18 protein-coding genes and 1 tRNA gene are annotated in these 21,070 nt (G+C 59.6%); 12 read left to right on the forward strand and 7 right to left on the reverse strand.

Features of this window, described 5'->3' with window-relative positions; all coding sequences use genetic code 11:
• Positions 1-529: 529 nt before the first annotated feature.
• Together ABRP98_RS09855 and ABRP98_RS09860 are read left to right on the forward strand one after the other, a co-directional pair.
• Positions 530-2,671 carry a copper-translocating P-type ATPase gene (locus tag ABRP98_RS09855; protein ID WP_349859004.1) on the forward strand — a complete coding sequence of 714 codons (2,142 nt, stop codon included), beginning with the start codon at positions 530-532 and terminating at the stop codon, positions 2,669-2,671.
• Between the two features lie 91 nt (positions 2,672-2,762).
• Positions 2,763-3,248, forward strand: a complete 486-nt coding sequence (locus tag ABRP98_RS09860) for a MarR family winged helix-turn-helix transcriptional regulator (RefSeq protein ID WP_005276035.1) — start codon at positions 2,763-2,765, stop codon at positions 3,246-3,248.
• Here the strand turns inward: ABRP98_RS09860 and ABRP98_RS09865 are convergent, their stop codons facing one another.
• Complete coding sequence (locus tag ABRP98_RS09865) at positions 3,249-3,797, reverse strand: DNA-3-methyladenine glycosylase (RefSeq protein ID WP_349859006.1); 549 nt, start codon at positions 3,795-3,797, stop codon at positions 3,249-3,251.
• The gene (locus ABRP98_RS09870; protein WP_349859008.1) at positions 3,797-4,699 is read right to left on the reverse strand and encodes a polysaccharide deacetylase family protein; all 903 of its coding nucleotides are present in this window, start codon (positions 4,697-4,699) and stop codon (positions 3,797-3,799) included. Before ABRP98_RS09870 ends, ABRP98_RS09865 begins: the two co-directional genes overlap by 1 nt.
• A gap of 169 nt (positions 4,700-4,868) precedes the next feature.
• On the opposite strand from ABRP98_RS09870, the gene ABRP98_RS09875 reads away from it, so the two are divergent.
• Positions 4,869-4,941, forward strand: a tRNA-Ala gene (locus ABRP98_RS09875).
• Positions 4,942-4,994: 53 nt separating this feature from the next.
• Here the strand turns inward: ABRP98_RS09875 and ABRP98_RS09880 are convergent.
• From ABRP98_RS09880 to ABRP98_RS09890, 3 genes are all read right to left on the reverse strand, one after another.
• Positions 4,995-5,468, reverse strand: coding sequence for a GNAT family N-acetyltransferase (locus ABRP98_RS09880; protein WP_284629348.1), 474 nt, complete (start codon positions 5,466-5,468; stop codon positions 4,995-4,997).
• A 35-nt stretch (positions 5,469-5,503) separates the two neighbouring features.
• Positions 5,504-5,707 carry a hypothetical protein gene (locus tag ABRP98_RS09885; RefSeq protein WP_005276046.1) on the reverse strand — a complete coding sequence of 68 codons (204 nt, stop codon included), beginning with the start codon at positions 5,705-5,707 and terminating at the stop codon, positions 5,504-5,506.
• A 119-nt stretch (positions 5,708-5,826) separates the two neighbouring features.
• The gene (locus tag ABRP98_RS09890) at positions 5,827-6,567 is read right to left on the reverse strand and encodes a hypothetical protein (protein ID WP_349859009.1); all 741 of its coding nucleotides are present in this window, start codon (positions 6,565-6,567) and stop codon (positions 5,827-5,829) included.
• 284 nt (positions 6,568-6,851) lie between these two features.
• Here ABRP98_RS09890 and ABRP98_RS09895 point away from each other — a divergent pair, with 284 nt between their 5' ends.
• From ABRP98_RS09895 to ABRP98_RS09920, 6 genes are all read left to right on the forward strand, one after another.
• Entirely contained in the window at positions 6,852-7,784 is a 933-nt protein-coding gene (locus ABRP98_RS09895; RefSeq protein ID WP_039885330.1) for a methylenetetrahydrofolate reductase, read from the forward strand.
• On the forward strand, positions 7,771-10,041 hold the full coding sequence (gene metE, locus ABRP98_RS09900) for a 5-methyltetrahydropteroyltriglutamate--homocysteine S-methyltransferase (protein ID WP_349859011.1): 2,271 nt from the start codon (positions 7,771-7,773) through the stop codon (positions 10,039-10,041). Before ABRP98_RS09895 ends, metE begins: the two co-directional genes overlap by 14 nt.
• A 120-nt stretch (positions 10,042-10,161) precedes the next feature.
• Positions 10,162-11,799 carry a dihydroxyacetone kinase family protein gene (locus tag ABRP98_RS09905; protein ID WP_349859013.1) on the forward strand — a complete coding sequence of 546 codons (1,638 nt, stop codon included), beginning with the start codon at positions 10,162-10,164 and terminating at the stop codon, positions 11,797-11,799.
• Positions 11,800-11,869: 70 nt separating this feature from the next.
• Positions 11,870-12,400, forward strand: a complete 531-nt coding sequence (locus ABRP98_RS09910; RefSeq protein WP_005280498.1) for a peptidylprolyl isomerase — start codon at positions 11,870-11,872, stop codon at positions 12,398-12,400.
• 97 nt (positions 12,401-12,497) lie between these two features.
• Positions 12,498-13,145 carry a rhomboid family intramembrane serine protease gene (locus ABRP98_RS09915; RefSeq protein ID WP_023016423.1) on the forward strand — a complete coding sequence of 216 codons (648 nt, stop codon included), beginning with the start codon at positions 12,498-12,500 and terminating at the stop codon, positions 13,143-13,145.
• A gap of 306 nt (positions 13,146-13,451) precedes the next feature.
• Complete coding sequence (locus tag ABRP98_RS09920) at positions 13,452-14,867, forward strand: phytoene desaturase family protein (RefSeq protein WP_349859014.1); 1,416 nt, start codon at positions 13,452-13,454, stop codon at positions 14,865-14,867.
• Here the strand turns inward: ABRP98_RS09920 and ABRP98_RS09925 are convergent.
• Complete coding sequence (locus tag ABRP98_RS09925; RefSeq protein ID WP_349859016.1) at positions 14,857-15,459, reverse strand: DUF6518 family protein; 603 nt, start codon at positions 15,457-15,459, stop codon at positions 14,857-14,859. The two genes, ABRP98_RS09920 and ABRP98_RS09925, sit on opposite strands and share 11 nt — an antisense overlap.
• 337 nt (positions 15,460-15,796) lie before the next feature.
• A complete protein-coding gene (locus ABRP98_RS09930; protein ID WP_349859017.1) occupies positions 15,797-16,120 on the reverse strand; it encodes a hypothetical protein in 324 nt (107 codons plus the stop codon).
• A 311-nt stretch (positions 16,121-16,431) separates the two neighbouring features.
• Here ABRP98_RS09930 and ABRP98_RS09935 point away from each other — a divergent pair, with 311 nt between their 5' ends.
• Genes ABRP98_RS09935 through nagE form a run of 3 tightly spaced genes read left to right on the forward strand, consistent with a single transcriptional unit; the run spans position 16,432 to position 20,528 of the window.
• Complete coding sequence (locus ABRP98_RS09935) at positions 16,432-17,607, forward strand: N-acetylglucosamine-6-phosphate deacetylase (protein ID WP_349859018.1); 1,176 nt, start codon at positions 16,432-16,434, stop codon at positions 17,605-17,607.
• A gap of 11 nt (positions 17,608-17,618) precedes the next feature.
• Positions 17,619-18,383, forward strand: a complete 765-nt coding sequence (nagB, locus tag ABRP98_RS09940) for a glucosamine-6-phosphate deaminase (protein ID WP_005276073.1) — start codon at positions 17,619-17,621, stop codon at positions 18,381-18,383.
• Positions 18,384-18,440: 57 nt separating this feature from the next.
• Positions 18,441-20,528 (forward strand): N-acetylglucosamine-specific PTS transporter subunit IIBC, encoded by a 2,088-nt coding sequence (gene nagE / locus ABRP98_RS09945; protein WP_349859020.1) that lies wholly within the window; start codon positions 18,441-18,443, stop codon positions 20,526-20,528.
• Positions 20,529-21,070 lie beyond the last annotated feature (542 nt).

A 21,070-nucleotide genomic window follows, 5' to 3' on the forward strand; every position in this document is an offset into this window, starting at 1 on the left:
AGTGAAATAATCCTAATACCAGCACGCCAGACCGGCTAAACATATAACTTCACCAACACATCCTGTCGTTTAGGCCGAAGATCGCATCTTGGCGGAAGAGCGTGTCAATGCACCTCGCGTGTCAGGTGGTAGCCCCGAAGCTCGGCGTTTCATGGCACACAGCCTGGCAATGGGAACAGTAGGCCCATCGTGCAGGAAAATTCCCAGAACCAGGCCCAGAGCCTCCGTTATGATCCGCTTCATCGATAAATGCCGAGACCGTTTCTCTGTCGAATTCATCTGCAATGACGTTGAAGAATAACCGAGCTGATGGGGCCGGCCTGACCGCGCCGTGTCCACTTTCCCGGGGCTAGGCCCGTTTAAGCTGGGTGGCCATCTCGGCAGCTCCACTTCGCCTCTCATGCGAAAAGGGTTCCTTTCGTTCCTGTAAATATACCTCCCCGGGGTATATGGTGGGGAGAGTAACCATCACTGTGTTCCACCGACGCTAGGACTCCTCTCGGTGCAGGGAGGAGAAGAAAGGAATTTTATGAGTACTTCCCACCAACACGGTGAGCATTCCGGTGCTCACCAGGCCGCGGAAGCGGATCATACGCAACACACAGATCATGGCGGCCACGAAGGGCACTCTCACGGTGACCACCACGGTCACGAGCACGGGCATGGCCACGGTCACGGCGATCACGCGGCGATGTTCCGCAGCCGCTTCTGGTGGTCGCTGCTGCTATCGGTGCCGGTCGTCATCTTCAGCCCCATGGTCGCAGACTTGCTCGGCTACGGCGTACCCGAATTCAATGGTTCATCCTGGATTCCCCCGGTGCTTGGCACCATCATCTTCATCTATGGCGGCACGCCGTTCCTGCAAGGCGGCTGGTCGGAACTGAAATCCCGCCAGCCCGGGATGATGCTGCTTATCGCCATGGCTATTACCGTGGCGTTCGTCGCCTCATGGGTCACCACCTTGGGGATTGGAGGATTCGACCTAGATTTCTGGTGGGAGCTGGCCCTCCTGGTCGTCATTATGCTGCTGGGCCACTGGTTGGAGATGCGCGCACTCGGCGCGGCCTCCTCCGCTTTGGACGCCTTAGCAGAACTTTTGCCTGACGAAGCCGAGAAGATCATCGATGGGCAGGCCCACACCGTGCCCGTCTCTGAGCTGGCGGTAGATGACATAGTACTGGTCCGCGCTGGGGCCCGGGCGCCTGCCGATGGCACCATTGTTAAAGGCTCAGCCGAATTCGATGAATCCATGATCACCGGTGAATCCCGCCCAGTTTTCCGCGATAAAGGTGAGCGCGTGGTCGCCGGTACGGTGGCCACCGATAACACCGTCCGCGTCCAGGTAGAAGCCATCGGAGGAGATACGGCCCTGGGCGGTATCCAAAGCATGGTCGCCGAGGCGCAGGAATCCTCCTCCCGCGCCCAAGCTCTTGCCGATCGCGCCGCAGCGTTGCTCTTTTGGTTTGCGCTAATCGCAGCCCTCATTACCGCGGTGGTCTGGGCCATTATCGGTAGCCCAAGCGATGCCGTGGTGCGCACCGTTACCGTGCTCGTCATCGCTTGCCCCCACGCCCTCGGTTTGGCTATCCCACTGGTCATTGCGATCTCTACCGAGCAGGCCGCACAGTCTGGGGTACTCATCAAGGAACGTATGGCGTTGGAGCGCATGCGCACCATCGACGCCGTCCTCTTCGATAAGACCGGTACCCTGACCGAAGGCGCTCATGCCGTTACCGGTGTCGCAACCGTTGAGGACATCAGCGAGGGGCAGCTGCTAGCAGTGGCCGCCGCGGCCGAGGCCGATAGTGAACACCCGTTGGCCCGCGCCATCGTCAAGGCAGCCGAAGACCACGCGGAAGCATCCCAGGAGCAGCTGCACAGCACCGATTTCAGTGCGGCCGCCGGCCGGGGAGTCCAGGCTACCGTCGATGGGGCAGAGGTCCTCGTCGGTGGACCGAATATGCTGCGCGAGCTAGAGCTTGCCACCCCTGGGGTTTTCGATGCGCAGGTTGAAGAGTGGTCCCAGCGTGGCGCAGGTGTCCTGCACGTCGTGCGCGATGGCCAGATCATCGGCGCTCTCGCGGTTGAAGACAAGATTCGTCCCGAATCCCGCGCGGCCGTACAGGCCCTCCAAGAGCAGGGCGTCAAGGTTGCGATGATCACTGGCGATGCCACGCAGGTCGCCGAGGCCGTTGGCAAAGAATTGGGTATTGACGAGGTCTTTGCCGAAGTCCTGCCGCAGGACAAGGACTCCAAGGTCACCGAATTACAGGAGCGCGGCCTGGCAGTGGCTATGGTTGGCGATGGCGTCAACGACGCCCCAGCCTTGGCCCGCGCGGAAGTCGGCATCGCCATTGGCGCCGGTACCGATGTCGCCATGGAATCCGCCGAGGTGGTGCTCGCCAGCGATGACCCGCGGTCGGTGCTTTCAATGATCAGCTTGTCGCGTGCTAGCTACCGCAAGATGATCCAAAACCTTATTTGGGCATCTGGCTACAACATCATTGCCGTGCCCTTGGCGGCAGGCGTACTCGCACCCATCGGTGTCGTGCTCTCCCCGGCGACCGGTGCGGTATTGATGTCGCTATCGACCATCGTGGTGGCATTCAATGCGCAGTTGTTGCGCCGGATCGAATTGGACCCAGCTCGCTTGGCACCCACCAGCCACTAGGCGGAGCAGACCAGGCTCGAATAAGCGGTATGGGGACTTCGGCTACTTGGGATTATTTTAGAATTGAAGTCCAGTTGCTAAAATAATCCTCATGACCGAGCGGGACGACTTTTGGCTGGAAGAGGATGAACTAGCAGCATTCATGTCCCTGATGAGCGTGAATGTCCGGCTCACCAATATTCTGGACGCGCAGCTGCGCGATGATGCCAAGCTAAGCTTCTTTGAATATACGGTGCTCTCGCGGCTATCAGAGGCCGAGAACCATGAAATGCGCATGCGGGATCTTGCGATTACCGCAAATGGCTCGCTGTCCCGCCTGAGCCAGGTCGTCACCCGCCTGGAGCGCCAGGGCTGGGTCGTGCGGCGTCCTTGCCCCAATGATGGGCGGACAACCATGGCGCACCTTACCGATAGCGGCTGGGACAAGGTAGTAGAAACCGCCCCAGGCCACGCCAAGCAGGCCCGCCGATCCGTTATCGATAACCTGACCCGCGCGCAGATCCATCAAATGACCCAGATTAATGAGCGCATCATCAAAGCCATCGAAGCTGACGAGCGTTACGGCGGCCGCTATTAATTACTTTTTGGGATAGCCGCGGCGGCCGGAAACTGTCTTATCAAAGGGAATCCAAAACCTGAGGGCTGCATCCTGGTTTTTGGAGATACCAATGCGCGGGCCACGCACCCATTCCGGTGCAGACTCGCGCTCAGAAAGCTGCACTGGCAGGTGGTTATCCTCCAGCGTTGCTCCCAGAGCTTTTCCGAGGTTCCCGGGGCCGCGGGCTAGGTTATGAAAATCGCTGGTGCCGCGGCGCGCGAATGCAGTATCGATCCCGGATAGCACCTCACCGCCGCGCAGTAGGCACCCTTGGCCCACGCCTTCGGGCGCGCACACGATATTGACATTGCGGTGGATACCGTAAGAGGCATACACATACAGCCGGCCGGGTGGGCCGAACATGGCGGCATTGCGCGGGGTTTTCCCACGAAAGGTATGGGCGGCGGCATCGTCTGTGCCCAAGTAGGCCTCGACCTCCGTAAGGCGAATGCTCACCCCAGCGTGCGTGATGACGCAGCCAAGGAGTTGCGGGGCTACGACATCAGCAGTGCGGGAGACATCAATCATTAACGGGAGTAGTAGCGCTTTCCGTCTACCGGGGTGCGCAGCAACTCATCGAGGCTGACCGGCTCCAAGCCCTTGGCGCGCAGGCCATCGATAATGCACTCGGCCGCATTGACGGTGGTCGGATGAATATCGTGCATCAAGATGATGGAGCCTGGGTTAGCATCTTGGACAGCGGCATTGCAGACGTGCTGCGAGTCGCGGATCTTCCAATCCAAGGTATCTACGTTCCATAGTGCCTGCGACAGGCCCTTATCCCTTGCTACCTGGTCAACCGTCTCATTGGTGGCACCGTAGGGCGGGCGCAGCCACTGCGGATTTTGCCCAGTGGCATTGCGGATCGCTGCATTGCCGGCGTCGATTTCTTGGGCAATATCGCCGTAAGCTAGCTGGTTGAGCTGGCGATGAGTCTTGGTGTGATTGCCAATGGTGTGACCTTCTGCCTGCATGCGCTGGAGCGCTTGGGGGTACTGGTAGGCGTGATCCGCTAGCACCATGAAGCTGGCGTGGGCGTTTTTAGCTTTGAAGGTGTCCAAGAGCTGGTTGGTATAAGGGCTTGGGCCATCGTCAAAGGTAAGGGCCACGCAGTTTGGGCAATCGATGCCGTTGGCCTGTGGCTGCGGGGTTGGTTGCGGTGCGGCACCAGCCTGGGGATCTGGCGCGGGTGCTGCTTCATTCTGCGGTTCGTCTTGCGGCGCTACCGTGGAGACAAGGTCTTGTGCCTGCGTGCGGGTGCTGTCGATGCGGCTTTGAATATCGGTCTGAATCTCAGAAACCGCGGATTGGATATTTGGTTCTGAGGAGCCGGCTACTTTCGGGGCGCCTTCGAAGAATTGCGCATTGGCGCAGGCGGGAAGGGCAGCGGTGGCGAGCACGGTGAGCGCAGAGGTAAGAAGACGATGCATACTTTTCCTAGGAACGAGGACAGATGGGCACGACTAGCCAGCCTACTCCACTGCGAAGGGAATTACGGGATAAACCGCGTGTGATAAAAGTGATAGAAGTAAATCACTGTGGCGCGGTTTCATCGGCATTTTTGGAATGAGCGGCTGCAGTAGTAGAGTACAAGCCACTGGGGCATTAGCTCAATTGGTAGAGCATCTGCTTTGCAAGCAGAAGGTCAGGAGTTCGATTCTCCTATGCTCCACAGGAAAAGTCCGGATTCTGGTTAAAGAATCCGGACTTTAGTCATGCATAGGATTATAAAAAGCGCTTGACCATGATGTAATGCTCGGCGTACACACCCACATGCTCGAATCCCAAGCGTTCATAAAGCTTCTGCGCACGCGGATTATCGGGGTGGACGGCCAGGGAAATACCGGGCGCTTTGAGGGTCTGGGCGAGGGAAATGGCGGCATCGATAAGCGCGGTGGCAATGCCCTGGCCCGCAAAGCGGCTTTCTACCGCGATGGCAAATTCTGGGATGGCCGGTTCCACGAACCCGTAACCGTGATTGTCCTCGGTACCCCAACTGAGCCACACCCCGCCGGCGGGCACGAGGTCCTCCCAAGCGATGAAACCTCCCTGGTTGGGCTCCCAATTTTCCACGTAAAAGGAAAAATCATCGGCAAAACCGGAAGAAAGCTCGCCTCGTTCATCACCGAAGGTATCGGTCAGAAAGTTGAGGCGAGCTATATAAGTGCGATCGGATTCTTGTGTCGCGCGAATTTCCATAATCCCCAGGATATATGAAGAATCCGCCGGGCTAGTTAAGCCAAGTGATAGTTATGCACGTCCGCGCCGTTGAACTCGCGCATTTCACCGGATTCGTCAACGGAGCGGAAGGTAGCGCCGTTATCGATAGCAAAGCGGAGGTTATCCACGCGCGGGGAGGGATCATCGGTTACTGGGCCTGCGGGGAAATAGTACGTTGAACCGTCTTTGAGCTTGACGGTGAGAGACTCAAAGCTCATTGTTTATCTCCTTGTAGAAAGCCTTAATGGGTGAATTCAAGCAGGAGATTTTTGATTAGGCAAAGCAATGAGATCTAGGCAACGCCTACTGCACCCCCACCGCGGGGGTGCGAGAGGAACTACTGCTCGTCAGATTGCAGGCGGTGCTTGCCCTCACTCTGGTGATCATCGGTGATGCGGGTGGTATCCGCTTCCTCCGCGGCGGCCTCTTCTTCCTCGCGGTGCTTGGCCAGCTGCTCATCGATGGACCCCAAGAGCTCCTCATCGCGCATGGCACCCTCTTCAGCAAGGTCCGAATCGGCTTCGTGCTTACCTTCGCTGGTGGAGGTGTAGACCAAGGTGGATTCTGGGGCGGTGTTTTGGGTGCCGCCACGGTAGTCATCCACGCGCGGTGGGGTCTGGGAAGGCTTGTCATTGGAGCGCAGCCAGTAGTAAATAGCGCCGGTTGCCGCGGCGAGTAGGGCAACGATTCCGGCAACGGTCCAGAACTTGGAAGACTTCTTGTCCTTCTTGGTCTGCTTCTTTGCCGCCTTGGTGGCCTTCTTCTTGGTTTGCTTGCGGGCCTTCTTTGCCTTCTTGGTGGCTTCCTTCTTGGCCTCATCGAAACGCTCGACGGCGTCCTCGCGGTAGTTATTGAATTCCTCTAGGGCGCGCTCGAGGCGGGAGTGCGCGGCCTGGGTAACTGCGCCTGCCTGCTTGCGCGCCTCATCGAAGGCGCTATTGTCTTCCTTTTGCATCTGCTGGGCAGCCTCTTCGAGCGCGGTATACGTTTCGCGGGACTTTTCTTGCCGGTAATCGCGCAATTGCTTCCACAGATTGGAACCGGTCTTCAACGCCATATTCACTGCGGTGGGGTTCATGAGTGCAGGTGCTCCTTAGATGAGATTTATCTGTCCTTTCCCATCCAGCATAGTGGCCAGCCTGACACCCCACCACTGTTTTGGCGGGTGATTCAGGGGTGGAAGCACCCATAAAATAGACCGCTTGGTTCAGATCGACGGATTAATATTCACGTCGATTTTGGCTAACCGCGCTGTTTATGGGCCTGCAAAGGTAATACCATTAGCGGCCTGCTACCCCGCAAACTGAACAGCTTGGTACGTTTTCCTCCAGACAGCAATTGAAATCGGGAAAGGAGGTGACTATGAGCCCGCGATTTTCGGCGTCAGCACCGTTGGATTCCATGAGTGAAGAAGAGCTAATGGTGCCGGAGCGTTTGGCGCTATCTTTCGAGGTAATTCCGCCGCGCCATGATGCCGATGAAGCCAAAATCGACCGTTTGCTGGAAACCTTGGAAAGCTACCACCCGGATTATATTGCGGTGACAAGTTCCAAACGGTCCGGTTGGCTCGAAGGGACGACGGCCTTTATCGAGCGGATTTCGCGCACCACCTCGATGCGTCCGCTTGCGCACCTGGCCTGCACGGCTGGTTCGCGCACGGAACTTATCGGCTGGACCAACCGCTTGGTCGATGCCGGTGTCCGCGGCCTGCTGGCCCTGCGCGGGGACCTGCCAGAGGAAGGTTTGCCGGAGCACTATCCGCAGCATGCCGATGAATTGATAAGCCTCATCCGGCAACTAGAAAGGCAGCAAGCCGCGCGGTTTGCCGCTGGCCGCCTGGCCGTCGGAGTCGCGTGCTATCCCAGCGGGCACGTTGAATCTAAAAACGAAGATGAAGATTTTGACGTCTTGCTCAAAAAGCAACGCCTCGGCGCGGACTTCGCCATTACCCAGCTATTCTTCGACGCCCAGGATTACCTGCGCTTTACCAAAAAGGCACAACTGGCCGGGGTACATATTCCCCTTATTCCGGGAATCATGCCCATGACCAGCCTGCGCCGGGTGGAGCGAATGGGAGAGCTGTCCGGGCTCGCCGTGCCCGAAAGGGTGCGGTCGGCGCTCGCGGCAGCGACAACCCCAGAAGAAGAATACGAAACCGGCATGGAACTGACCGCCGAACTAGCCCGCGACATCGTGGCTGGTGGGGCGAGCGGGCTCCATATATATACCCACAACAACCCCGACAATACTCACGACCTACTAACCCGAATCGGAGTAGACAATGACCAACGCTAATTTCCCCAAGGCGACAATTGAGGGCTATCCCCGCATTGGCGCCAACCGCGAATTGAAGCGCGCGCTCGAGTCCTACTGGGCCGGCCGCATCGACGCGGAGACTTTTGAGTCCGCCGCACACTCTCTGCGCCTGGATACCTATAACCGCCTGCGCGACCTCGGCCTGACCGAGGACTACGCCATCCCGGCAGACGTCGCTTACTACGACCAGGTTCTCGAAACCGCACTGACCGTCGGTGCCGTTGCCGGTGAAACCCTGGATGATGAGTTCACCCTGGCCCGCGGTAATAAGGACACCGCGCCGCTGGAGATGACCAAGTGGTTCGATACCAACTACCACTACATCGTCCCGGAAATTGCCGATGACCACGCTTTTAAGGCGCACCCACAGCGCATTATCAAGCTGGTAGAAGAAGCCCGCGAAGCAGGCCACACCGTGCGCCCGTACCTCGTTGGCCCGGTCACCCTGCTGGCCCTGTCCAAGCAGGCCAAGGGTGCCGCCAAGGCCCCGCTCGAGCGCTTGGATGATGCCGTTGCGGCCTATCAGGAGGTCCTCGCGGAGCTGCACAAGGCCGGCGTGGAATGGATCCAGTTGGCAGAACCCGCCCTCGTTGCAGATCTGACCAACGCCAGCGATGAGGAATTGGCCGCATATACCAAGCAGGCTTACTCCGCCATCTTGGGTGCAGAAGAGCGCCCACAGGTCTACCTGACCACCCCGTACGGCTCTGCCCGCAAGGGCCTCGATATCATCGCAGAGCTCAAGCCAGAGGCCGTCCAGGTTGACCTTTCCGTCGGCACCTTGGCCTTGGATGAGGGCTACCTCGAGCGCGTCAAGAACCTGAACACCCACGTTGTTGCCGGCCTTGTCGATGGCCGCAATGTCTGGGCCGCCAACCTGCGCGACCTGCGTTCCAAGTACGAGGACCTGGCCGGCAGCATCGATGAACTGTCCGTATCCACCTCCGTGTCCTTGCAGCACGTGCCGCACTCCGTCGAGGCAGAATCCAAGCTGCCTGCCGATGTCGCCCCATGGTTCTCGTTTGCCAATGAAAAGGTCAAGGAAGTCGTCGCCCTGGTACAGGGCCCAGAGGCAGCCGAAGAGGCTTACAGCGTCAGCGACCGCGCCGTGCGCACCCGCGCTGAATCCGAGCGCATCAACAACGCCGCCGTGCAAGAGCGCATCTCTCAGCTGCCGGACGGCGAGGTCAAGCGCGAGCCGGCCTTCAACGAGCGCAAGGAAGCACAGAAGGAGCTCGGCCTGTCTGAGCTTCCGACCACCACCATCGGTTCCTTCCCGCAGACTAAGGAAATCCGCCAGGCGCGTGCCGCGCACCGCAAGGGCGAGCTTTCTGATGCTGACTACAACTCCGCCCTCAAGGACGAGGTTAAGTCCGTCATCGAGCTGCAGGAGCGCCTTGGCCTGGACGTCTTGGTCCACGGCGAGCCGGAGCGCAATGACATGGTGCAGTACTTCGCGGAGCTGCTTGATGGCTTCGTCACTACCGAAAACGGTTGGGTACAGTCCTACGGTTCCCGCTGCACCCGCCCGCCAATCGTGGTGGGTGACATCTCCCGCCCGGCTGCCATGACCACCGAGTGGTCGAAGTTTGCACAGTCGCTATCGGAAAAGCACGTCAAGGGCATGCTGACCGGCCCGGTCACCATCCTGGCGTGGTCCTTCGTCCGCGATGACGTGCACCAGTCCGTATCCGCGGACCAGCTGGGCGTGGCCTTGGCAGATGAGGTTCGTGACCTGGAGGAAGCCGGCATCGACATCATCCAGATCGATGAGCCAGCCCTGCGCGAGCTGCTGCCGCTGCGCGAGCAGGATCGCAAGGCCTACCTGGACTGGGCAGTGCGCTCCTTCCGCTTGGTAGCCCTTGAGGCCAAGCCCACCACACAGGTACACACCCACCTGTGCTACTCGGAGTTTGGCCAGATCATCGACGCCGTCGCCGGCCTCGATGCAGACGTCACCTCCATCGAGGCAGCACGCTCCCGCATGGAGCTGCTGGAGGATATCGATGACACCTTCCACTCTGAGATTGGACCTGGCATCTACGATATCCACTCCCCGCGCGTGCCTTCCGTGGAGGAAATGGCAGAGCTTATCCGCGCCGCTCTCAAGAACGTGCCGCTGGATCGCCTGTGGGTTAACCCGGACTGCGGTCTGAAGACCCGCGGTTACGAGGAAACCGAAACCTCGCTGCGCAACATGGTGGAAGCCCGCGATGTGGTGCGCAACGCCCTCTAAATAGGAGCTGAGAAATTCTAGGTTCTTGAAGGAAACGCTATGCAGCCGGTCTGCATAGCGTTTTCGTGATCTTGTACCCACCCGCGACGCTGTGCCCGGATCCGGATTACCGTGGGCGCTATGAAGCACTCAGCATTTCGCAATAGCCAAGAATCCTTCCTGTCTGATTCCCTGGCCGGGTTCATCGCCCAGCATCCCGATGCCACCTGGCACGACGCGGGCTTCATCGGGCGCAGCACCCCGCTGCGCACGGCCGATGACAAACCGGCGGTCGCGGTCATCTCCGGTGGCGGATCCGGCCACGAGCCCATGCACGCCGGCTTCATTGGGCAAGGCATGCTCGCCGCTGCCTGCCCGGGCCTGCTGTTTACCTCCCCGAATGCGGTCCAGGTCAGCGAAGCCACGCAGTGGGCCGATCAGGGCAGGGGAGTGCTGCACATTGTGAAGAATTACACCGGCGATGTCATGAACTTCACCGTGGCGCGCAATGCTGCAGAGGCCGTAGATACGCGTTCCGTATTGGTTGCCGATGATATTGCTACCGAAGGCACCGGCGAGGGCCCTGGCAGGCGCGGTACGGGTGCCACGATCCTGGTGGAAAAGGTGGCCGGTGCCGCGGCGTATCGCGGCGATGACTTGGATAAGGTCACCGAGCTTGCGAAACGGACCGCCGATCAATCCCGCAGCATGTCCGTGGCACTGGGATCCGGCTTTTTGCCCACCACGGGGCGCGAGACCTTTGATCTGGATGACGGGCACATGGAAGTCGGCGTGGGCATCCATGGCGAGCCTGGCACGCACACGGAGAAGGTCGATAATGCCCATGCCATCGTGGCCACCGTGCTGGAAAAGCTGGGTGCTGCCCTTGATATCAACAGCGGCGACGAGGTGGTGTGCCTAGTCAACGGTTTGGGCGGCACCACGCCTTTGGAGCTGAGCCTGGTATTCGGCGAGGCGTCCGCGCAGCTGGCGGAGAAGGGGATTACGGTAGTGCGCTCCATGGTGGGCAACTTCGTTACCGCGGTCAATATGCACGGCGTATCCATCACGCTGCTCAAGGCGGACGATGAGCTGCTCGAGCTTATCGATGCCCCAACTTCAGCCCCCGCCTGGCCGCATACCTTGGGCAGTGCCAAGCAGGTGGAATCGGCGCGGATTACCTTTGAGGATGAATTACTCAGCGAAGGCGCAGAAAACCAGTGGTTGAGTGACTTCGTCGGCCGCGTGCAATCCTCCATCGAGGAACTGACCGAGCTTGACCGCAAGGCCGGCGATGGGGATTTCGGTACCAATATGGAGGCGGCGCTGGAAAGCATTGAACTGCCGCTGCGCGGTTCGGATGATGAGATTTTCACCGGCCTGGCCAAGCGCTTCCTCGTTCTTGCGGGCGGAACCTCGGGCGCGGTCTTCGGCAGTTTCTTCAACGACATGGCCCGCGCGGAGACCTTAGCGGAAGGTTTAAGCAGCGCGGTGGAGTTCATTCAAGAACTGGGCGGCGCGCAGCGCGGGGATTGCACCATGCTGGATGCGCTCATTCCGGCCGCGGAGAAGGCGCAAGAAATCGGTGCGGAGCGCCCAGACGAGCAAACGCTCCAGGCCCTGTACGAGGCCGCGCGGGAGGGTGTGGAAGAAACCGGAAAGATCGCCGCCAAGAAGGGGCGCGCGTCCTATCTGGGCGATCGCAGCAAGGGAGTCATAGATCCCGGTGCCCTCGTGGTTAGCTGGCTATTTGGGGGACAAGCCTTGTCAGCTGACTAGGGGGAGAACGATAGCGCGATCGCTGAGAGCGTTATGTCTTGCACAGCGGAGAGGAAGTAAATTCTTTACAATGGCTGGCATGACTCAGAAGACCGCAACTGCAACGATGCATACCAACTACGGCGATATTGTTATCGATCTCTTCGGTAACCACGCACCGGTAACCGTTGAAAACTTCATCGGTTTGGCCAAGGGCGAAAAGGACTACTCCACCCAGAACGCAAAGGGCGAGCAGTCCGGCCCGTTCTACGATGGCGCCATCTTCCACCGCATCATCGATAACTTCATGATCCAGGGCGGCGACCCCACCGGCACCGGCCGCGGTGGCCCGGGCTACCAGTTCCAGGACGAGTTCCACCCAGAGCTGCAGTTCGACCGCCCATTCCTGCTGGCCATGGCCAATGCTGGCCCAGGCACCAACGGTTCCCAGTTCTTCATCACCGTGGCGCCGACCCCGCACCTGAACAACCACCACACCATCTTCGGTGAGGTTACGGATCCAGCTTCCCAGGAAGTCGTTTCCAAGATTGGCAAGGTCGACACCGACCGCATGGACCGTCCGCACGAGGACGTTGTCATCGAGTCCATCGATATCGCCTAAGCGTTTTCTCGCACCGCGCCCGGCACCACACTCCTTCCTGTGGTGCCGGGTTCGTTTAGTTTTATCCGAATGCCAACAAAGGGTCAGCTTCTACGCCATGGTGAAAAATTATTTGCGAACCGCCCCCGTTACCTCGACCATCGCCGCGATCTGCATCATCGCGTGGTCAATTACCGCGGTACAAGCTCGCACATTGGGCGAGACCTTCTTTCTCTCCACGCTGAGCCAAGACTGGGCCTTGTGGGGGCCGCAGTACGCCGATGCGCCGCTAACGGCGCTGTCCTCGGAATTCATGCACTTGGACGGCGGGCACCTCGCGGTCAATATGGTGATGCTCCTGCTCATCGGTAGGGAAGTAGAGCGCGCCTTAGATACCGGGCTATACATTGCCGCGTACCTAGTTTCTTGTTTGGGCGCTTCCGCCATGGTGCTGTGGTTCGATTTTGGCACGCCCACGGTAGGCGCCTCCGGGGCGATCTTTGCCCTGATGGGCATGCTGGTGGGCGTCTTCCGGCAACGCGGGATGGACTTGCGTGCGCCCATCGTCCTCGTATTGGTCAATGTGGGCTATACCTTCGTCGCAGAGGGAGTCTCCCTGTGGGGCCACCTGGGTGGGTTGTGCACCGGCATTGTCTTGAGCTTCTTCCTCTTTCATCGAAATAAATCCGTGCGCTGGGCGGGTGTCGCTCTTACCGGTGCGGTCATCATTGTGTTATTAGCCCTGCGAGCTGGGGTTTGGGGATAACTGTGGAATTTGATCACCGGAATGGGTGTGCGAAAGAAATCCACAATAGTTATCCACATTGTGGATAACCACATTCTTGTAATTTACCGAACGCTTTTCCGGAGTTTTCCCTGATCGCACAGGTTATAGCGGTATCGGCGGCCGAAAAATCACCTGTGGAAGCCCGTGAAAACACTTATCCACAGGGTGGGGATAAGTCTGTGAAATAAATATTCCACAGGTTTCTTCCACAGCCTGTGGATAACTTTGTACCCATTGTGTGGGCGAATTGGTAAATTGGGGCCACTGACCTGCACAAGGAGGACTGTGGATAAGCAACCGCACGCTGTGATCGTCGGCGCAGGACCCAATGGGCTCACCGCCGCGGCCCGGCTCGCCACGGCCGGTTGGCGCGTGGATGTGTATGAGCGCGCCAGCCACCCGGGTGGGGCGGCGGCATCGTCGACGGAGATCTTCCCAGGCACCGTCGTCGATCTCGGCGCGGCCGGTCATCCTTTCGGCATCGCGAGCCCGGCCTTCCGCGCGCTCGATCTGGAATCGCACGGCCTGCGCTGGTGCCATGCGCGCTATCCCATGGCCCATCCACTGGAGGGCGCGCAGGCGGGCATTCTTCACAATTCTCTAGAGGAGACCGCCGCGGGGCTCGGCACCGATGCCCGGGCGTGGACCCGCCTGCACGGCCACGTGGTGCGCAATATCGACGAGCACGTGAATAACGCGCTCACCCCGCTGGTGCGCTGGCCTGAGCACCCAGTGCGCTTGGCGCAATTCGGCGCGCCGGGCGTGCTTCCGGCGAGCGCGCTCGCGCGGGCGGCATTTACTTCCCCGCAGGCCCGCGCCTTATTCGCCGGTAGTGCGGTGCACGCCATTACCTCGCCTACCAGGGCTTTTACCTCCGCTTTCGGCCTGCTCTTTGGCGCGCTCGGCATGACCCGCGGCTGGCCAGTGGTGGAAGGCGGTACGCAGGCGCTTGCCGATGCCCTCGTCTCCCTCCTCCGCTCCCACAACGCCCGCATCTACACCGGCGCCGACATCACGGATGTGCGCAGCCTGCCCCGCGCGGATGCCCTTATCCTCAATCTCACCCCGCGCCAGATCCTTAGGCTGGGCGGGCTCGACCTTCCTGCACGGACTCGACGAAACCTGCGGCGGTGGCGCTATGGCAGCGCGGTGTACAAGGTGGATTTTCACTTAAGCGAACCCGTGCCGTGGGCCGATCCCCGCGTGGGCCAAGCGGGCACCGTCCACGTGGGCGGCAGCGTGGAGGAGATTGGTGGGGCGGAAAGGGACATCGGCAAGCCCCGCATGCCCGAGCGTCCCCTGGTCATGGTGTGTCAACAGTACGTGGCCGACCCGTCGCGCGGGCTGGTGCTGTGGACCTATGCGCACGTGCCGCACGGCTATGAGGAGCGTTATCCACGGGAGGTGACCGGCCTCATTGCGCGACAGATCGAGCGCTTCGCACCAGGTTTTCGCGATACCATCCTGGCCACCCGCGCGACGAGCCCGGCTGACCTGGAGCGCTGGAACCCCAACCTCGTGGGTGGCGATATCGCCGGTGGCGCCATGACCGGGCTGCAGACCGTGCTGCGCCCGCGCCTTTCCGCGCACCCGCACCGGCTCGCGCCGGGAGTATTCATGGCATCGGGGTCCGCCGCGCCCGGGGCCGGCGCCCATGGCATGCCCGGGTGGTGGGCCGCTGAAAGTGCGGCTACGCCTTAATGGGCGCGCGGCGTTCGCAGTAGAGGAATACCGCACCGATCATCCACAGCGTCACCGCGGCAAGATATCCGGGGGTGGTCGTGGTCTGCGGCTCGATACTATTGCCTGGGATAAGCCCAGTAACCAGTGGCTCCAGCACGAAACCGAGCACGGCGACGTAATCTAGCCAGCCCAACCTGTGGGAAAATGCCCCCGCCACGCCGAAAAGTGGCCCGGCGATAAGGGCAAAGAGGAACCACGCGCCATTAGCTAAAAACGCCGTCTGCCAGTCGTAGATACCAAAGGCGGAAAGCAGCCCGTAGTGCACCGCCAACATGAGCAGGAGTATGCCGGCTCCTGCGAAAAAGGCCGTGGTCCACCGGTGAGAGCACGCCTTGCCCATGAGGTAAGCAAATAGCGCCCACACCATGCCAGAGCCCAGCACTGGGCCAAGGTAATTGCGTAAGGACAGGCGCGCGGGTGCGGTGCCTTCGATCAGGGCGGGATCAGAAAACGCGATATGGACGACGGCATAGGCCACCGAGACGGCTAAGCCGGCCAAGAGAACGTACTGGGACCGGTGCCGCGGCGGTGCGGGCGAACGATTGGTCATGGTGTGCTCCTTGAGATGAGGATCCCGCCATGTCCGAGGCGAGTACTTGTGAAGGACATGAAACGGTTATAATTTCAATAATAATAATTGCATGCGCGATATCGCGGAAGAGCACTCTTAGTGGTCATTTAGACAGTAGATCGCACCCAATTTATCCCCGCGCTTTTGCAGGGTAGCTGCTTAATGACAAGACCGGAGGGCCCAGTTGAGCAGACTGATTATCAAGGCAATGAGCATGGATATGTCTCAAAATGCTCATATAGGGCTAGTCATGAAGCAACAACCACAGTGCTAAGGGCTACGTAACTTAAAGGAGATAAGTGGCCAGCTCTCATCTTTATTCTTCCGTAGGCCATTCTTTGGTCGGGCGCATAAAGATATCCATCATCGAGAGGTTGGGATCTGACGAGGCAAAGATCCGGTCTGTTATATCACGCGGCGACCAGCTATCAGGGAAATCCTTGAACTCATTTGTGACAGTTCCGAGGGCCAAATCGGGACTATTTTTAACAGCAGTGAGGATGGTGAAAACCTCGTCAGGGGTGGCGTGGAAAGAGTTTATGTCATTAGCGCCGGTGGCATCAGCAATGCTGGCCCAATCATTTACTTCCGCAATATCGCTTAAAATATTAGAAACAATAGTTTCTGGTTTTAAATTCATATTTACGTTCTCCTGACGTGACGCGGTGGTTGGGTAGGTAGCGCGCTTGCTAGAGAGAAGCCGAGGGTAGAGGTGGCATCGGCAAGCGATACTTCCTAAAGATCAATGTAGCCCAGTGGCTGGTGCGGATCTATGGCTAAGCGAAGTTGAGCATCACAGTCGATAGTCCTCGACAATCTCACATAAAAAATTGAAAGTGACCCCATTGACAACGGCTTATGGTACCAATAGGTTATAACATAGTGCTGCGCTGGGATATCGGCGCGTTTATGGGATGGTGCCTGCCCACACAACAGAAAAGTGAACGAAATATGCAGACACAGACGAAGGGCCACGTAGAAGGCCTGTACATCGACGAGAACGTCGAGCTGCGCGCCGGGGCGCTTAACTTTGGTGGGCGCATTGAAGACATCTCGTTTGGTGATGTCCCCGCAGCGCAGGCGGCCTGGCAATCCGGTGACCCGGATGTGCTGCTGTGGGTCCCAGGTTTTGTGGACTTGCACAATCACGGCGGCAATGGTGGAAGCTTTCCCAATGGTGATTATGACCAGTGCCGCGCCGCCGCGCGATTTCATCGCGCCCACGGCACCACCACGCTGATAGCCAGCATGGTTTCTGGAACGCAAGCGGAGTTGTGCGCGCGGGCGGATTTGCTCGCCACGCTCGCAGATGAGGGGGATATCGCGGGCATCCATATGGAAGGTCCATTCATCGCCGCGGCCAAATGTGGCGCGCAGGATCCATCGCGCATCGTGCCAGGGGACCCTGACTTTTTCCGCGCGGTGATCGATGCCGCCCGCGGTCACCTGCGGTCCATTACCTTCGCCCCAGAAACCCCGGCCGCCGCGGAGCTCCTTCAGGTCTGCGCAGAGCGCGATATTATCGCCAGCTTGGGCCATACCGAAGCCGATTATGAGACCACGCTGCGGATCATGGAACAGGCGAAAGACTTGGGCGTCACCGTGACCGGGACTCACCTTTTTAATGCCATGCCGCCCATCCACCACCGTGCACCCGGCACGGTGGCCGCGCTACTCACCGGCTCGAAGGCCGGCGATGCGGGGGTAGAGCTTATTGCCGATGGCGTGCATCTTGCCGATGGCACCGTGGACATGGCCTATAACCGCCGCTCCTTTGCGGTCACCGATGCGATGGCCGCTGCCGGCATGGCCGATGGCTCCTATGAGCTGGGCTCCCTGCCCGTTACCGTGACCGATGGCGTGGCGCGGGTGGACAGTGGCGCCATCGCCGGTGGAACCTCCACCTTGGCGCAGCAATTTGCGCGTTTTGCCGCGCGCCACGGCGCAGAGGAGGCGGTTCGGTTTACCTCCACCACGGCCGCGGACGTACTGGGGGATAAGGACGTGGGCCGCCTGGCTCCCGGTAAGCGCGCCAACCTCGTGGGCTTGAATGCGCGATTCGAACCTGTGCGAGTCATCGCTAATGGTATCGATATCACCGCCGCGACAGATACTGATTCACGTTAGGAAAGCACTGCATGGACATCCTCATTCGTTCCACACCAGCAGAGGTGGCTATTGCCGCCGCCGATATCTTCGTCCGCTATGCCAACGCCGGGGCCACCTTGGGCCTGGCCACGGGTTCTACTCCGGTAGCGATGTATCAAGAACTCACCGCCCGCTACGAGCGCCAAGAGGTGAGTTTCGCTCGCAGCCGAGCCTTCCTCCTCGATGAATACGTGGGGCTGGCTCGCTCCCATGAGCAGTCGTATTACTCCACCATCCGCCGCGTATTTACCAGTCACGTCGACTTCATCGATGAGTTAGTGCAGAGCCCCGAGGGCGATGCCGCGGACTCGGACCGCGCCGCAGCCGCCTATGACCAGGCCATTCGCCATGCTGGCGGCATCGATATCCAGCTGCTGGGCATCGGTGGCAATGGGCACATCGGCTTTAATGAGCCCTCCAGCTCCTTGCAATCGCGCACGCGCCTGGAAACGCTGCACCCGCGGACGGTGCAGGATAATGCCCGCTTCTTCGAGAACACGGACAGTGTTCCTCGCTATGCGCTGACCCAGGGGCTTGGCACCATCAGCGAGGCCCGTCACCTATTGCTGCTGGCCACTGGGACCGAAAAATCCAGCGCGGTCCGCGACATGGTGGAGGGCCCGCTGTCCGCGCACTGCCCGGCCTCGGTCCTCCAGCTACACCCACGGGCCACGGTGATTCTCGATGAAGACGCGGCTTCCCAGTTGGAAGATTACGAGTACTACCGCTTTGTGGATGAGCACCGTCCGCACTGAAGCCCTCTTTTACCTCTTTACACCTTTGAAAGGACTCCTCTCGTGAAACTCAATATTATGGGGCCGCTGCAGCGGCTCGGAAAGGCGCTGATGGGCGCCGTGGCAGTACTGCCTGTCGCGGCGATCCTCGGCGGCGTTGGCTACTGGATAGCCAGCGTTGCCGGCCAGGATAACGTTGTCGCGCAGCTGCTGGTCAGCTCCGGCGGTGCCGTGCTGGATAATCTGGGCTGGATCTTCGCCGTTGCCATCGCCTTTGGCCTGGCCAAAGACTCCAATGGTGCCTCCGCACTGTCCGGTTTCCTGGCGTATGCCACCTTCATGAAGCTCTTGGGCCCCGACGCGGTGGCCGGCTATCGCGGCATCGAAGATCCCGAGGCTCTTACGGGCGACGAAGCCGTCGAATGGGCGGCTGAAGGTTGGAATGCAGTCGGTGACGGCAACGTTCTTTTCGGCATCCTTGCAGGCATCATGGCGGCGATGGTCTATAACCGCTTCCATGGCACTAAGCTGCCGGACTTCCTGGCCTTCTTCTCTGGCCGCCGCCTCGTCCCCATCCTCACTGCGCTTTTCGCCATCGTGGTTTCCGCCATCCTCTACTTCGTATGGCCCTTCATTTACCACGCGCTCTTCAACTTCGGTACCTCCATCCAGGGCCTCGGTGCTGCGGGTGCGGGCATCTACGGCGTGGCCAACCGCCTGCTCATTCCGACGGGTCTGCACCACGCACTGAACTCCGTGTTCTGGTTCGACGTTATTGGTATTAACGACATCGGTAACTTCCAATCCGGCCAATCCACTATCGACGCGGCCGCCGCGGCTACCTCCGCCGCAGAGTGCCCTGGTATTTGGGAAAACGGACAATGCACCGTGGACGGAGTGGTTGGACGCTACCAGGCCGGATTCTTCCCAATCATGATGTTCGGCCTGCCAGGTGCCGCCCTGGCCATGTACCTGCGCGCGGATAAGGGCCGCCGCAAGGTCATCGGCTCCCTCATGGCCGCCGGCGCCCTAGCCTCCTTCTTCACCGGCGTGACCGAGCCGCTGGAATTCTCCTTTATGTTCGTCGCCCCGCTGCTTTATGTGGTGCACGCGCTGCTGACGGGCCTGTCGGTCTTTATCGCCTCCGCGATGGAATGGACCGCGGGATTCGGCTTCTCCGCAGGTTTTGTGGATATGTTGTTGTCCTCGCAAAACCCGCTGGCCAATAAGTGGTACATGCTCCTAATTATGGGCGTTATCTTCTTCGCCCTGTATTTCGTTATCTTCTACTACCTCATCGGCTGGTTTAACCTGAAGACCCCAGGCCGCGGCGATGAAGAGGACGCCCCTGAAGACGACGATGCCGCCACGGGCGATGACAAGACTGCCGCGTCCGCCTCCCGCATCATCGAGGGTCTCGGCGGCAAGGACAATATCGATTCCTTGGATTACTGCACCACCCGCCTGCGCGTGGGTGTAAAGGATCGCGCGCTTGTCGATGACCCCACTATCAAGCGCGCCGGGATTTCCGGCGTCATCCACCCTTCCGAAAAGAACGTGCAGGTCATCGTGGGCCCCTCCGTGCAGTTCATGTTTGATGAGGTCAACCACCAACTGCGCACCGGCTCCGCCTCGGTAGCTACGAAGTCGGCAAAGCCCAGCGAAGACGCTCGCCCCGCAAAGAAGATCGGCACCGATGTTCAGCTCCACGCCCCCTTTGAGGGAACCGTCGTGCCGCTTTCTGAGGTCCCCGATGAGTCCTTTGCCCAGGGCATGGTGGGCGAAGGCTTTGCCGTCATTCCTACCGTGATCGATGCCTTCGATGTCTGTGCCCCAGTAGATGGCACCATCACCATGGTCTTCAAAACCGGCCATGCCTTCGGCATGCGGACCGAAGAAGGCCTCGACCTGCTCATTCACATCGGCATCGATACCGTGGAATTGAAGGGCGAGGGCTTTACCAAGCTCATGGACAAGGGCGATGTCGTCCGCGCCGGCACCCCCATCATCGCGGTGGAGTCTGAGAAGCTGCGCGAACGCGGCATCAACCTCATCACCCCGGTGGTCTGTCCCACGGCCAAGCAAATCGCTGGAGTAGATATCGAACACGAGGGCCGCGCTGACCAGAGCGTCTCCGTTGCCCGTGTGCGCCCGGCTGGCCACTAGAGTTTGCCCTTCCAGCTTTTCTTTGAGACTGGTGGCCAAGTCTAGAAGTTCGTCCGCGTTATCTGCGGGACGCTGTTGAGATAGATTTCGTTGCGCCTTGCGCACGAACTTTGCTCGTGTGCCGGCGCCGCGCGCCATTGGGGAAGCGGCAGGAAGTTCCGCCAGTAGTGCCGTAAGTGTTTGGCGGCACTGTTGGCGGCGTCTAACGTGTACTTGTAGTCTCCAGTGTCCCCGTGGCCTCCGATGAACAAAGCTCACTGAAATGTCCGAGAAACAAAACCCGGGGCACTTCAGTGCGGAATTATAAGGCTCTAGGTAGAAAAATCAACAATGTACGCTTGCTTTTCAGAACTAGGAACTTTAGTTCCCAGCCTGCAAATAAACTTCTCATTCAGTTACTAGACGCGATACTCTGTAAACGGCTTCGCAACATCGTGTATAGCCACTCGTTCTTACCACCTAGAAGTGTTATGTCCATGAGGTTTTTGGACTTGGAGTCCAGCTACTTTGTGGACTCGGAGTCTAGGGACTTTGTGGACGCG

The sequence above is a fragment of the Corynebacterium sp. KPL2838 genome, assembly GCF_040225455.1.
Lineage (GTDB): Bacteria > Actinomycetota > Actinomycetes > Mycobacteriales > Mycobacteriaceae > Corynebacterium > Corynebacterium rhinophilum.

Coding starts and splice junctions, on each gene's coding strand:
- nagE (WP_349859020.1), top strand. CDS start 18,441: ATGGGGCCGCTGCAGCGGCTCGGAAAGGCGCTGATGGGCGCCGTGGCA.
- ABRP98_RS09865 (WP_349859006.1), bottom strand. CDS start 3,797: ATGATTGATGTCTCCCGCACTGCTGATGTCGTAGCCCCGCAACTCCTT.
- metE (WP_349859011.1), top strand. CDS start 7,771: ATGACCAACGCTAATTTCCCCAAGGCGACAATTGAGGGCTATCCCCGC.
- ABRP98_RS09935 (WP_349859018.1), top strand. CDS start 16,432: ATGCAGACACAGACGAAGGGCCACGTAGAAGGCCTGTACATCGACGAG.
- ABRP98_RS09905 (WP_349859013.1), top strand. CDS start 10,162: ATGAAGCACTCAGCATTTCGCAATAGCCAAGAATCCTTCCTGTCTGAT.
- nagB (WP_005276073.1), top strand. CDS start 17,619: ATGGACATCCTCATTCGTTCCACACCAGCAGAGGTGGCTATTGCCGCC.
- ABRP98_RS09870 (WP_349859008.1), bottom strand. CDS start 4,699: ATGCATCGTCTTCTTACCTCTGCGCTCACCGTGCTCGCCACCGCTGCC.
- ABRP98_RS09915 (WP_023016423.1), top strand. CDS start 12,498: ATGGTGAAAAATTATTTGCGAACCGCCCCCGTTACCTCGACCATCGCC.
- ABRP98_RS09890 (WP_349859009.1), bottom strand. CDS start 6,567: ATGAACCCCACCGCAGTGAATATGGCGTTGAAGACCGGTTCCAATCTG.
- ABRP98_RS09925 (WP_349859016.1), bottom strand. CDS start 15,459: ATGACCAATCGTTCGCCCGCACCGCCGCGGCACCGGTCCCAGTACGTT.
- ABRP98_RS09855 (WP_349859004.1), top strand. CDS start 530: ATGAGTACTTCCCACCAACACGGTGAGCATTCCGGTGCTCACCAGGCC.
- ABRP98_RS09910 (WP_005280498.1), top strand. CDS start 11,870: ATGGCTGGCATGACTCAGAAGACCGCAACTGCAACGATGCATACCAAC.
- ABRP98_RS09930 (WP_349859017.1), bottom strand. CDS start 16,120: ATGAATTTAAAACCAGAAACTATTGTTTCTAATATTTTAAGCGATATT.
- ABRP98_RS09885 (WP_005276046.1), bottom strand. CDS start 5,707: ATGAGCTTTGAGTCTCTCACCGTCAAGCTCAAAGACGGTTCAACGTAC.
- ABRP98_RS09860 (WP_005276035.1), top strand. CDS start 2,763: ATGACCGAGCGGGACGACTTTTGGCTGGAAGAGGATGAACTAGCAGCA.
- ABRP98_RS09880 (WP_284629348.1), bottom strand. CDS start 5,468: ATGGAAATTCGCGCGACACAAGAATCCGATCGCACTTATATAGCTCGC.
- ABRP98_RS09895 (WP_039885330.1), top strand. CDS start 6,852: ATGAGCCCGCGATTTTCGGCGTCAGCACCGTTGGATTCCATGAGTGAA.